This is a genomic window from Prosthecobacter gellanilyticus (assembly GCF_007992435.1).
In the GTDB taxonomy this organism is placed as follows: Bacteria; Verrucomicrobiota; Verrucomicrobiia; order Verrucomicrobiales; family Verrucomicrobiaceae; genus Prosthecobacter; species Prosthecobacter gellanilyticus.
On sequence record NZ_BKAG01000066.1, the window covers coordinates 16,221 to 28,921 of the forward strand.

Genomic DNA, 12,701 nt, shown 5'->3' on the forward strand with positions numbered 1-12,701 from the left:
CCCTTCGGGCAACAGCGGGTTCGCGAGAGAGTGTGGAGAATCGCCATGAGCTTACTTCCTGCCTGCCACACGAGCGTCCTCTGGCAGATTGCCCAGCTTTAGGCCGTCTCTCACGAGCTCGATGCCGCTGAGGAGCGTCTCACCTTCCACGGAGTTCAGTTTCACGGTGAGGGTGCCGTCGGTGACTTGAACGGCCGGGACTGTTTTAGTCATGGCGATCATTCGATTCGGCAAAGTTAGTTGGGTGATGGAAGGCTTGTCCTGAAGCGTGAGATCGAAGGTGTGCCTGGCGCTGTCAGGAGACGCGAAGGTGAGGCGGACGGTGTAGGTGCCGGGCTTGAGTCCGGAGAGGGTGGCGGAGCGCAGGCCCTTCACGCCGCTGGCAGCGACCCAGGGCCAGCCCTGGCCACCTTCGATCCACACGGAATGATGATAGTAGAACTCGGGCTTCGCGGGTTCGGTGGTGACCTGGATCTCAGGTGACGGACCGCCGATGTTGGGATAGTCGAGCCACAGTGTGCCGTCGCGTGTTTTGCGGTCTCCGGGAGCGCCGAAGTTGATGCCGATGCGCTCGATCTTTCCTGTGATGGATGCGGCTGGCACAGCACCCCAGGTGGCCCATTGCTCGAAGTTTTCCGGCAGGCTGAACAAGGCCAGTGCCATGGGCAGCGGATAACTGCAGGTGCAGCCCTCATAGAAATACGGAACGTTCAAGATGCCACCGGCAGGCACGATGCTGTTGGTGCAGCCGCTGCGCGGGCCGCTGATGTGCACGGTGCCGCTTTCCACCTTCTTGTCATAGAAGGCCGCGGTGCCGCTGCGGAAGGTGTAGATGCCGCCATAGTCAAAGCCGCCATCGCAGCCGTAGCTTTTCGGAAACACGCGCGGTTCTTCCTCGCTGGTGAGCGGATTGATGCGCAGGCCTGCCTTGGGTTGATCGGGTGCCCAGTCATTCTTTTGCGTCGGTGGTCGATACTGCGCCTGCTGCACGGCCTCCATGTCCACGGAGCCGAATTTCTTCCGCAGCTCGGGCTCTTCATATTCATCGAGCACACGACCGGTGTAGATGTCACTGAAGACCGGAGCGAGGAGCTTGTAGTCGAGCTTGCCTTTGCGGTTGGTGGCATCCAGCCAGTCCTTGTCCGCGGTGATCATGACGCCATCGACAATCTTCGGCTGCGGAGCGCGCTTGAAGTTGCTCAGCGCGTCATCAAACCACAGCACGCCGAGTGGTGCCTGCACCAGTGGATCTTCATTTGCATTCCAGTCGGCGAGATAGTTCGTGCTGCCTTCCAAAGCGCCGCGTGTGTGGATGAGCCTGGCCTCTGGGCCGATGACCTTTCCGCCATTCGGGCGCAGCGTGTTCAAGAACGGCTCATGACCACCTTCGAGGGCAATGATCACGTTCGCGAAGTAGGGTGGAAGATCCTCGGTGAGATTCATCACCGAGGCGCGCTCGCCATAGAGGCCGGCTTCGATCAGGCGTGCCTTTGCTGCCATGTCCTCCGCCAGCACGATGATGTGATAGTGGCTGTTCGCGAGCAGAGACTCGATGAAGCCTGGTTGGTTAGGCCCGATCATGAGCACATAACCACGGTCCGTGCCCGCGGCCTTGATGGTGGCTTTGGCGAGTTCCTCGTCGGCCTTCTGGATCACGATCTCGCGCTTCCAGTGTTTCGCTTCGCCTTTGGCCGTGCCGTAGGCGTGCAGGACGCCGTCATCGGTGACCACGAAGCATTTTTCATCCGCTACGATCACGCTGTGGGCCCTGCCACGAAGATCAGGGAAGCTGTGATCAAAGCTCCACTCGTGATCGGCTGCGTGGAGTGTGCGCTGGATGCCGGTGAGGCCTTCGGAGCGCAGCTTGTCCTCATGACGCTTGGAACTGACGGCATCATCAAAGAGCAGGCCGCGACGCTTGAGCCTGGCGGCTTCCTTTTCATCGGGTGTGGAGGCAAACCAACCACCGGTGAGACGGCCATCCGAAGGAAGCTGGAACTCTTTTAGCGCGCCTGTTCTGAGATCGAGCCGCGCTGGATAGGCGGTGCTGCACGGGACGATGAGGTCCTCACCATCCACAAGTAGATAACCCTGCGGCGCGAGACCGCCCATGGCCTGGGATTGATGCGGATGGATGCCGTAGAGATAAGAGCAGCGATCGTTGCACCAGATTTGCTCGCCCGTGGCCGCATCCCAGCAGAACACAAACGTGCCCTCGATGGGCCAGACACCAGCGGCGAAGTAGACACGTCCCTCTTTGGCCACGGGGCCGCCACGCACAGGCCAGACAGAGATGAGGCGCTGATTGCCGAGAAGCTGACGCTTCGATGGCACAGCGCGCTTTGACCAAACGGCCGAACCATCCGCGAGCTTCACGCAGCGCACGACGCCATCATCCGCGCCGAAGATGACGAGATCTCCGACGATGACCGGTGCTAGGCGCACGGGGCCTTCGGCATAGCTCCGCCAGAGTTCTGCGCCGGTATCTGTGTCGAACGCGATGATGCAGTCCTCACGTGAGCTGCCGAGGATGAGTTTCTTTCCGGCGACGACGGGCTCGTAGCTGCGATCAAACTGCAAACGTGGCTCCTTGAAGGCGGGGCGCACGGGAGGGAACTCGCGTGACCAGAGGAGATCCAGCTTCTCTGGCATCGCCTGTTTCGTGGAGGCGGTGCGTCCAGCATCATGCCGCCACATGGGCCAGTCGGCGGCGTGGAGGGTGGTGGTGAGAAGAAGGAAAAGACAACTGCGAAACATGCTCACCGGACATTACGGCAGCACAGCGGGAAAGCTTCAGGAGCTTTCATCTCATGCGGCGCGAAGGATTGACCTCATGGGGAGCCTCGCCAGCATTCACTCATGCCTGCTGCCGATGACACCCCTGCCTTTCACGCTGCTGATTTCGAGTTTGCCCAGGACTTGCTGGATGGCGACAAACTCGCGTGGCAGCGCTTTGAGGAAGAATTGAAGCCGGCGATCGCGCGCAAGCTGGCCGGGCTCGGTGCCACGGATGCTGATGCTGATGAAGTGCTCGGCATTGTGATGGAAAAGCTGTGGGCGCAGAAGAAGCTGGTGGCTTACACGGGCAGCGGACCCTTGAGCGGATTCCTGCGCACGATGGCGGCGAATGCCTGGCTGGAGTATCTGCGCAAGCATCGCCGCATGGTGCCTGCCACGAACCTCACGGATGATGAGAGCGAGGATGATCCGATGGACCGTCTGGCGCGCGATGAGGCCGTGGCACCGCAGGAGACACCGCTGGCAGAGTTACTGCGGGATGCGCTGATCTACTCACTCACGCAGGTGGATGCGGAAGCGCTGCTCATCATGCGGCTTTCGCTGCTGCAGGATGTGAAGCAGCGTGATCTCTGCCTGCTCTGGGGCGGCTGCCACGAGGGCACCATCTCCCGCAAAAAGCAGGAGGCGCTGGAGCAGATCCGCGATGAGACGCTGGCTTATCTGAAGGAGCGCGAGCCCACCCTCCAGATTTCCTGGCAGGACCTGCTTGAGGCCTGTGGTGAGGGGGCGGACGCCATCCTTGGACCTTCGATCTAAGAAAACTTTCCTCTTTCTGCGCAAGTTCGTCAACCCAAACGCATCAGCCCTCTGCCAGCCAGGCCCCATTAACCACTCCACCCCTTCAAGTCATGAGCACTGAACCCGAATTCAACATCCTCGCCAGCTTCCTCCGCCGCATGATGCCGGATGTGGAGGGACACGATGCCGGTGATCCGCCGGATGCCATTCGCGGACGTCTGGATGTGTTTGCTGCTGGCAAGGCGGACGCGAAGGAGCGGGTCTCGCTTTCGCAGCTGTTGAAGGAGCATCCGGAGTATATCGGCTATCTGGGACGGGCGATCCGGGGACGGGCGGCGTGAGTTAACAAGAATTTCTATGCCGCAGTCACTAGCCAGAATTCATGTGCATTTGATCTTCTCGACGAAGCATCGGGAACCGGTCGTGCCTAGACATCTCGGTCATGAGCTGCATGCTTATATGGGTGGTATTTTGCGGGACCTGGATTGCAATCCCGTGGAGATCAACACCGAGCCTGATCATGCACATGTGTTGTTCTTGTTGTCGCGTGTGGAGAAGTTGAGTGACGTGGTGCGGCAGGTGAAGACCGGATCTGGAGGGTGGCTAAAGGAGCAAGATGATCGGTTACGGGAATTTCATTGGCAGAACGGATATGGAGCGTTCGCCGTGAGCCAGTCGAATGTGGAGGAGGTGCGGAGATACATTCGCAACCAGCAGGAGCATCATCGCGTGGTGACGTTTCAGGAGGAATATCGGAAATTCCTGGAGCGACACCAGATCGAGTATGACGAGCGTTATGTGTGGGATTGAGGTTGGGGAGGTTTGTGGATCTCCCGCGCTCCTTCAGAGCGCGGAGCCGAATGAGGTCGTGGTGTGTGGTTCACCCAGGGTTTGCGCTTCGCGCGGCACCCTGGGCTGGTTCCTTGGGCCCTTTGGGCCCGGGAATGAGTGGCAGGTGAGGTTGGGGGAGTTTTCTGAGGCTCCTGTGCCCTTTCAGGGCACGTTGTCAGGCGAGAGTTCGGCGCAAGATGAAGCCACCTAATCTGGTTCGCGGCCCAAGGGGCCGCAGGAACCAGCCCAGGGCGCAAGCCCTGGGGAATCGGCACACAACGCCCTGATCATATCGCGCTCCAGCGGAGCGCGGGAGGTGTGGATGCATCACCTCGCCGCCATTTCCCGCATCATTTGTTTGGCGGTTTCGATGGTGATGCCGGGGTGGGCCTGTAACAAACGGGCGAGCCAGGCGGTGACTCGGGGGGCGGCGAAGCTGCTGCCGGTGACGACTTTCCAGCCGCCCTGCCAGGGGACGCGGACATTGAAACCGTGAGCAAGGAACTCGACCATGCTGCCGGGGCGGTGGTTCCAGGTGTCGGCGGGCATGTCGGCGAGATTGACGGTAAGCACGGTGGGGAACCAGCCTGGCCACTCGCGCTGATTCGAGTTCTCATTGCTGCAGGCGGCGACGATGTGCGCGCGGCGCAGATAGGCTTCATCCGTCCACTCTTTATAGGGCATGACGAAGCGTGCTTCGCCGGGGCTGCCGAAGCTGCAGTTCAGGATGTGATAATCACGCTGCACGGCCAGACGCGCGGCCTCCCAGATGATGGTGGTGCGGCCGCGCAGGTCGCCATCCAGCACGCGGAAGCTGCCGATCTCGGCCTCGGGGGCGAGGCTGCGGATGATCCAGGCAATGGCGGTGCCGTGGCCGATGACATCCCCCGTGGTTTCCACGGCCTTCAGGAAGGGGCCGTCGCGCTCAAAGGACACATCATCGGTTAGGCGCAAGCCCTGGAGGGCGGGGTGCGTGGTGTCGATGCCCGAGTCGAGCACGGCGATGCGGACGCCTTTGCCGGTGAGATGCTGGAGGTCTTGGCAGGTCATGGCGCAGTCAGTCAATCAATCCTCCGTGCCGAGGACCCAGGCGGTGAGACGGTGCTCGATGAGCTTGCCGATGGATGAGGCAGCGGCCTCCATGCTGCTGAGATCCGCCAAACTAAAAGTATCGGGCGGTTGATAGCCTGGTGGAAAGTCCGCGTGAGATTCCGGCAGGCGCTGGATGCCGGGCAGGTCACTCATGCGGATCAGGCGCACGGCGGTGATGACGCCGCGCACGGCACCGCAGAACACAAGCGGAACTGCGAGCATGGCCCAGGTGAGGACAGAGAGCTTTTGATCGAGCTCGCGATGCTGGCGCTGGTTGAAGCAGACCTCGGCTTCACAGGCCGCAATGCCGCTGGTGAAGACGAAGCCGGTGATGCCATTCGTGACGGGCAGTTTGAAACTGCCGACGAAGCGCGCGGCATCGGGGCCGTTGTTCCAAACTGGAAGAAGCGCATGGGAGTCATCCACAGCCAGCCAGATGGAGCCCTCATCCGCGCGGATGCTTTTCAGGATGATGTCCGCGTGCCGCGCAGGCAGCCCGTCGATCAGGGCGGAGGGTTTTTCCGTCAGACAGCGCATGGCGAACTGCTCCTGGCGCGTGGCGAGCTGATCGGCCAGCGGAGCGAGTTCGGGATCGCCAAAGGAGGAGAACGGGGCGGACATGTGCCCTTCATAGCACGAGGGTGGTAGAAGCCAAGCTTGGCAAAGGTGGTCTTTCCAGCTTCATTCAAGCCATGCCGCGTTTCACGCTCGTCACTTTCTTTTCCCTGATCCTCTGCCGTCTGGTGATGGCGGACGGTGCTGTCTCGGGCGTGGTGGCGCTGGATGTGCAGCGGCCGCCCTCCGTCCAGCCGGGCTACAAGCCGCAGACGGTGAAGCCGATCCAGGGAGAGGATGACACACCGGCCATTGTGTGGGTGGAGAAGGCTGGAATGACCTACCCCAAGACGCGTGCCAAGGAGCATGTGAAGATTGAGCAGGAGGGTTATCAATTCCGTCCGCCTGTCGTCGTGCTGCAAACCGGAGCGAGCGCCACATTCCCGAACATGGACGAGGAGTTTCACAATGTGTTCTCCTACTCGAAGCCGCGCCGTTTTGATCTGGGGCGCTTCCGGAAGGATGAGAAGAGTCCGAGTGTGGTCTTTGAGAAGCCAGGGCTGGTCAAAATTTACTGCGAGATCCACCAGCATATGCGCTGCCGTCTGCTGGTGCTGGACACGCCGTGGTTTGCACTGACGGATGCGCAGGGGCGCTTCAAGATCAGCGGCATTCCGGCGGGTGAGTATCAGCTCAAGGCGATGCTGCCCTCGGAAAAGATCGTGCAGTCCACGATCACGATCAGCGATGGCAAAACCACGGCCGCGCAGCTTGCTCGATAACACATGCCATGACCTTTCGCGCACGATTGCAGCAGGCCATCATCGGACTCGTGGCGGTGGCCACGGGGGCGAGCCTGTTCATCGCGCAACGGCAGAATGATGCCTCTCATCGGGAGATGCTGGACCAGCTCTTCGAGCAGCAGTTTGCCAGCTTCCGGCGTGAGCAGCAGCGGGACATCGAACTCGCCGAAAAGAATGCGCGGCGGCTTTCGGAATCCGTGAGGCTCTTCGCGGTGCTGGAGGCGGGTGATCCGGATGCGTATCAGGTGGCCAAGGATGAGATGCGGCTGGATGATTTTGATTTCTTCCGCCTCATCGATGCCGAGGGAGCCATCATTGATCCACCGACAGGCACGCGTGCGAATGCGGGGCTGTTTTCAGCGAAGCTTCAGGAGCCGATTCATGAGCAGCTCAAGCCGGCGTCACCACAGAATGGCATGGGAGTGGGGTATGTGGTGCTGCGACCGGAGGAGCGTTCACCCCAGCGCATCTACCGGGTGCTGTCAGCACCGATCCGGAATTTTGATTCGACGGTGGGTGCGCTGGTGATCGGGCAGGAGATGTCCGGCTTTGAGAGTTCGGGTGAGACGAAGTTTGATCTTAAGGGCGGGCTATGGCTGAACGGACAGCTCATCGGGGACGCATTTTCGACGGAGTTGAGCGGGGAGATTCAGCGCCAGCTGGGGAATGGAACGGAGCTGACGAAGACTGAGAATGTGGAGAGGGTATTCCGCCATGAAGGCGCAGGCTATCGCTTGAATGCACACTGTCTGAACTCAGGCTCGCCGTTTCCACCGGCTTATTATGTGTCGGTGTTCTCGCTGGCGGGATTTGAGGCGCAGCAGCGCCGGTTGATCTGGCAGATCATCGCGCTGGGTGTGGGGGCCATTGTGCTGGCTTCGTTGATCGGGGCTTTGTTTGCCCGGCAAGTGACGCAGCCGATCCAGAGCCTGGTTTCGGCCACGCAGAGCATTCAGGAAGGTGACTTTCAGCCGGCGATCATTCCAGGGCCGACGAAGGAAATGCGCAGGCTGGCGGATGCCTTTCTGGACATGGGCGCGGGACTGGCGCTCAAGGAACGCTACCACTCCGTGCTGAGCATGGTGGCGGACCGGCGCGTGGCGGAGGAGCTGATGGCGGGGAAGATCCCGCTCGGCGGCGAGCTGCGCGAGGTGAGTGTGATTTTTTGCGATATCCGTGGTTATACCGCGCTGAGTGCCGGACGTGATCCGCGCGAGGTGATCGAGCTGCTGAACCAGCACATGGGGGCGCTGACGCGGGTGGTTTACCGGCATCATGGCGTGATCAACCAGTTCGCCGGAGATGCCATCATGATCCTCTTTGGCGCGCCGACGGACAATGCAAACCATGCTCAGGATGCGGTGCAGTGCGCGCGTGAAATGCGAGCGGAGCGCGAGCGGCTGAATGCGGAGACGCATGAGCCGCTGGGCATTGGATTTGGCATCGCCACGGGGAAGGTGGTGGCAGGCTGCCTGGGTTCCGAGAACCGCGCGGACTACACGGTGATCGGGGATCGTGTGAACCTGGCCGCGCGCCTTTGTAGCTTGGCGGCGGCGGGTGAGATCGTGATGGATGACCAGACGCGCGCGAAGCTGCCGGAAAGTGTTTTGTCTGCCGCCACCGAACCGTTGAAGTTGAAAGGGTTCAGCGAACCTGTCATCGCTCATCGTCTAGTGTCATGAAGCATCTCCTGTTCATCTCCCTCCTGCTGTTGGCCCCGATATTAAAGGGACAGGAGTTTCTTGAGTCTTTGGACGAGGCTTTGACCGTGAGCAGCGCAGATGGTGAATGGCGCGCGGATGTGTCCGGGCTCATTGATCTGGAGCTGTATGCGGCGGAGATGCAGCCGCTGGGATTGCTGGAGACGGATGATGAGCTGTTCTTCAATCCAAGGCTGACGCTGATGCTGGATCTGCAGATGACCGAGCACTGGCGGGCGCATATGCAGATGCGGACGGATCGCGGGTTTGACCCGGGTTTTGCGCCGGATGGCCAGACTCGGCTGGATGAGTACTTCGTGGAATGGAAGGCGCTGGAGAGTGATCTGATCAATATGCGCGCCGGGAAGTTTGCGACGGCTTTCGGAGCGTGGACGCCGAGGCGGCTTTCCTGGGACAATCCCTTCATCACGGCACCTGCCGCTTACAGTGACATGCTGCCAGTGGTGGACAATGCGGCGAGGCCGCTGGCGGGTCTCGCGGGACGGCGCAACAATCCAGAGATCCGCAACACCTGGGTGCCGATCATCTGGGGGCCTTCGTATGCCACGGGAGCCTCCATTTTCGGACGCACGGAGCATCTGGACTATGCGCTGGAGGTGAAGAACGCAGCGCTCTCATCGCGGCCCGGGGCATGGGATGGGGTACAGAATGGCTGGGACTCGACGACCTACTCGGGGCGCTTCGGCTGGAGGCCGGCGGCGGAGTGGAACTTTGGCACCTCGTTCAGCCATGGGCCTTACCTGTTGGAAGAGTCACAACCGACCATGCCTGCGGGGCGGAGTTATCGTGACTATGACCAGACGACGTTTGGCGTGGATGCGGGGTATGCGCACGGGCCATGGCAGATCTGGGCGGAGCTGATGACGAGCCGTTTTGAAGTGCCGAATGTGGGCGGGGTGCGTGTGACGAGCGGCTTCATCGAGGCGAAGCGCAAGCTCGGAGCGGCGACATGGCTGGCGGCGAGGTGGAATCAAAGTTGGTTCGGTGATATTCCAGGGACAAGCCGCGAGTGGGATCGCGATGGGTGGCGGTTTGACCTGGCGCTGGGGCACCGGCTGACGCGGCAGATCCAGGCGAAGTTGCAGTACAGCATCGCGGAGCGGACGGGGCATGACCAGGAGGGGGATCACCTCTTCGCGGGGCAGATCACGGTGCGGTTTTAGAGAGGGAGTGTTCGAGGGTGGGTGGCGTGGATGGAGGTCGTTTGGACTTCGTCCACCCCATTGGAATGGGGTGGTACGACCGGGCCGGCACGTGGAACCCCATTCCAATGGGGTTCCGGGTGGTTCAAGGGGGTGATTTTGAGCCGCTCTTCTTGGTGTTTGGGTCACGGACGAAAAAAGTTTGGGAATTTGCGCAAGTCCGGGAGGGGACGTGCATCAGCGAGATGAAAGGGCGCCGAAAGCCGCCCGCCGAATCTCAAAACCAAACATCCACTCCTCACCTCCATGAAAAGTATCGCCTCCATCCGCCGCTCGATCAGCGGTCTTGTTGTCATCACCGGTCTGCTGATTGCGGGCTCCGTCCAGGTAGCTTCCGCGCAGGTGGCGGCCAATGCGCCGAAGATCACAGCCTCAGTCCAGGCCAGCGGAGCCCCCGCAGCGGTGATTCAGCTGAACGGCACCAACTTCAACCGTGGCTCCAATGGCGCGATCTGGAACGGCCAGCCTCCTTATGTGGTTCAGATGACAGGTCAGAACGGGCAGCCGATCAATGCCAGCTTCACCTTCATCAGTGCCACCCGTCTGAATGTGGTGGTGCCAGCCACGGCGATCACCAGCCGCCTCCGCCTGGTGCAGGGAAACTACACGAGCTTTGCCCCAAGCAGCTACCGGGTGATCCGTCCGCTGCCTGCAGGCCAGGGGCTGTTGACGATCGACAACCTGAGCCAGTACAACATTGTCGGCGTGCAGATCAACAATGTGGAGCAGCTCCCGGCCAATGTGGGCTTCCTGGTTAAAACGGCTGGCGAACTGCCCCGCAATCCCGGCCAGATCCAGGTCAAGGTGCTGCTCGGTATCAACTCCCGTCCGGATTTCCTTTTCTTCACCACCTTCAATGTGAACGTGACCGCCGGAGCTCGTCTGGTGCTGAATGTGAACCGCGTCACTGTGGCGCAGTTGATGACGAACTTCCGCACCTCCGGCGACTGGAACTCGGACCTGGTCCTGGGCAATGAGGGTGCGTTTCACATCCGCTCGGTGCGCTTCAACTCCAATGGCACTTACACCCTTCGTGAGCTCCGCCCTGGCAATGTGGTCGTGAATGTCGAGAGCAGCACCTATGCTGAAGTCAGCTGGCCTGATAACAGCCTCGCGCTGAGCTTCCGCTTGGGAAATCGCACGGTGAGTCTTTTGAGCCCCTTTGCCCGCTTCTCCTCCACGGTGGGTCGCAACGGCCAGAGCCTGACAGTGACCCGCCAGTAAATTGAGATGCTTCCGAAGACCCCGCCAGCCTGTGCTGGCGGGGTATTTCGTTTTCGGATGAGTCGTTTGTGATGTGAGACGAGGCCCTGCCGCAGCGTTCGTGAGGGCATGCGTGCTTGTTGCCTTTTCCTCGTTCTCGCTTTTTGCGTACGGCTCTGCCCGGCGGCGCCGAATGTGGTGCTCATCATCAGTGATGATCAGGGGTATCCGGACCTGGGATGCATCGGCTCGAAACCGCTGATCACACCGAATCTGGACAAGCTGGCAGCGGAGGGTGTGCGGGGGACGAGCTTTTATGTGACGTGGCCGGCGTGCACTCCGTCTCGTGGCAGTGTGCTGACAGGACGGTATCCGCAACGCAACGGGCTCTATGACATGGTGCGCAATGACATGGTGAACTTTGGCCATCTCTATTCACCGGATGAGTATGCGGTGTCACCGGAGATGACGCTGGGGCTGGATGTGCGCGAGGTGACAATCGGTGATCTTTTGAAGAAAGCTGGTTATGCCACGGGCTGTGTGGGCAAGTGGGACATGGGACAGGCGAAGCGCTATCTGCCGCTGCAGCGTGGCTTTGATTTCTTCTACGGGCATGGAAACAACGGGATCGATTACTACACGCATGAGCGCTATGGCGTGCCCTCGCTGTTCCGTGGCAATCAACGGACAGAGGAGGACAAGGGCACGTATGTGACGGATGTCTTTCGCCGTGAGTCACTGCGCTTTGTGAAGGATCACGCGGGGAAGAAGCCTTTCTTTTTGTATCTAGCTTTCAATGCGCCGCATGGGGCATCGAGCTTTGGCGAGGGCACGAGGGAAGGTGAGAAGAAGGTGGCCGAGGGTGTGCAGGTGCCGGAGAAGTATGCGGCGATGTATCGCGGCAAGGTGAAGGATGAAAAGCTGGCAAAATACTGTGGTGCTGTGACCTGCATGGACGAGGCGATCGGTGAGATCATGGAGACGGTGGAGAAGGCAGGCCAGAAAGAGAACACGATCTATCTTTTCATGTCGGACAACGGTGGCAGCGGCAATGGCGGCAATGCGCCGCTGAAAGGCAGCAAGAGCATGATGTGGGAGGGCGGGCTGAGAGTGCCGTTCATTGCCTGCTGGCCTGGGAAGCTGCCAGCAGGAAAGGTGACGGATGATTTTCTGACATCGCTGGAGCTGGTGCCGACTCTGCTGAGCGCCACGGGCGCAAAGGCTCCGGAGGGTGTGAAGCTGGACGGGTTCGACATGCTGCCGGTGCTGCGCGGTGAGGCGAAGTCCAGCCGAGAGGAAATGTTCTGGCAGCGCCGTGGTGACAAGGCGGCGCGCTTTCAGAACTGGAAATGGTTGGAGTCTGAGAAGGGCAAAGGACTCTATGACCTAACGAATGATGTGGGTGAGAAGAAAGATCTGTCCCGGGAGAAGCCGGAGATCGCCAGGATGATGGCGGAGAGGTTTGCGGCGTGGCGAAAGGAAATGGACGCGAGCGAGCCTCGGGGACCGTTTCGGGATTACTGAAGAGCGCCAATCGCGGGACAAGCATGGAGCGCGCTTTCAGCGCTTCGGGCTATGCCGGGCTGGTGAACCTAGGGCTTGACGCCCTAGGCTGGTATGGGATGCGCCTTTGGCGCGGCCGAACAAAGAGTCGCGCACCGCGATCGAAGGCGTCAATCATTTGCCGCGATGAAGCGAGATGTCGCTTTGATGCGCAGAGAGAGCTGGGCGTGACAGGGTTGGCGCTGGGTGCGCGA

11 protein-coding genes are annotated in these 12,701 nt (G+C 60.6%); 8 read left to right on the top strand and 3 right to left on the bottom strand.

All coding sequences use genetic code 11. The annotated features are described in order from the left end of the window. Positions 1-51: 51 nt before the first annotated feature. Entirely contained in the window at positions 52-2,757 is a 2,706-nt protein-coding gene (locus tag BGE01nite_RS26295; RefSeq protein WP_146855459.1) for an outer membrane protein assembly factor BamB family protein, read from the bottom strand. Between the two features lie 102 nt (positions 2,758-2,859). Between BGE01nite_RS26295 and BGE01nite_RS26300 the strand changes: the two genes are divergently transcribed. The 3 genes from BGE01nite_RS26300 (at position 2,860) to tnpA (ending at position 4,347) form a co-directional block, all read left to right on the top strand. Beyond that, positions 2,860-3,555, top strand: a complete 696-nt coding sequence (locus BGE01nite_RS26300; RefSeq protein WP_146855461.1) for an RNA polymerase sigma factor — start codon at positions 2,860-2,862, stop codon at positions 3,553-3,555. 92 nt (positions 3,556-3,647) lie between these two features. Beyond that, the gene (locus BGE01nite_RS26305; protein ID WP_146855463.1) at positions 3,648-3,878 is read left to right on the top strand and encodes a hypothetical protein; all 231 of its coding nucleotides are present in this window, start codon (positions 3,648-3,650) and stop codon (positions 3,876-3,878) included. 16 nt (positions 3,879-3,894) lie between these two features. Further along, entirely contained in the window at positions 3,895-4,347 is a 453-nt protein-coding gene (gene tnpA, locus BGE01nite_RS26310; RefSeq protein ID WP_146855465.1) for an IS200/IS605 family transposase, read from the top strand. A gap of 348 nt (positions 4,348-4,695) precedes the next feature. Here the strand turns inward: tnpA and BGE01nite_RS26315 are convergent, their stop codons facing one another. Continuing rightward, positions 4,696-5,418, bottom strand: coding sequence for a S8 family serine peptidase (locus tag BGE01nite_RS26315; RefSeq protein ID WP_146855467.1), 723 nt, complete (start codon positions 5,416-5,418; stop codon positions 4,696-4,698). 15 nt (positions 5,419-5,433) lie between these two features. Beyond that, the gene (locus BGE01nite_RS26320; protein ID WP_146855470.1) at positions 5,434-6,081 is read right to left on the bottom strand and encodes a GAF domain-containing protein; all 648 of its coding nucleotides are present in this window, start codon (positions 6,079-6,081) and stop codon (positions 5,434-5,436) included. A 71-nt stretch (positions 6,082-6,152) separates the two neighbouring features. Here BGE01nite_RS26320 and BGE01nite_RS26325 point away from each other — a divergent pair, with 71 nt between their 5' ends. The 5 genes from BGE01nite_RS26325 (at position 6,153) to BGE01nite_RS26345 (ending at position 12,468) form a co-directional block, all read left to right on the top strand. Further along, entirely contained in the window at positions 6,153-6,797 is a 645-nt protein-coding gene (locus BGE01nite_RS26325) for a carboxypeptidase regulatory-like domain-containing protein (protein ID WP_146855471.1), read from the top strand. A gap of 8 nt (positions 6,798-6,805) precedes the next feature. Continuing rightward, positions 6,806-8,500, top strand: a complete 1,695-nt coding sequence (locus tag BGE01nite_RS26330) for an adenylate/guanylate cyclase domain-containing protein (protein ID WP_146855473.1) — start codon at positions 6,806-6,808, stop codon at positions 8,498-8,500. After that, on the top strand, positions 8,497-9,702 hold the full coding sequence (locus tag BGE01nite_RS26335) for a hypothetical protein (RefSeq protein WP_146855475.1): 1,206 nt from the start codon (positions 8,497-8,499) through the stop codon (positions 9,700-9,702). Before BGE01nite_RS26330 ends, BGE01nite_RS26335 begins: the two co-directional genes overlap by 4 nt. A gap of 285 nt (positions 9,703-9,987) precedes the next feature. After that, positions 9,988-10,965, top strand: a complete 978-nt coding sequence (locus BGE01nite_RS26340) for a hypothetical protein (RefSeq protein ID WP_146855476.1) — start codon at positions 9,988-9,990, stop codon at positions 10,963-10,965. A 108-nt stretch (positions 10,966-11,073) separates the two neighbouring features. After that, a complete protein-coding gene (locus tag BGE01nite_RS26345) occupies positions 11,074-12,468 on the top strand; it encodes a sulfatase-like hydrolase/transferase (protein WP_146855478.1) in 1,395 nt (464 codons plus the stop codon). Positions 12,469-12,701 lie beyond the last annotated feature (233 nt).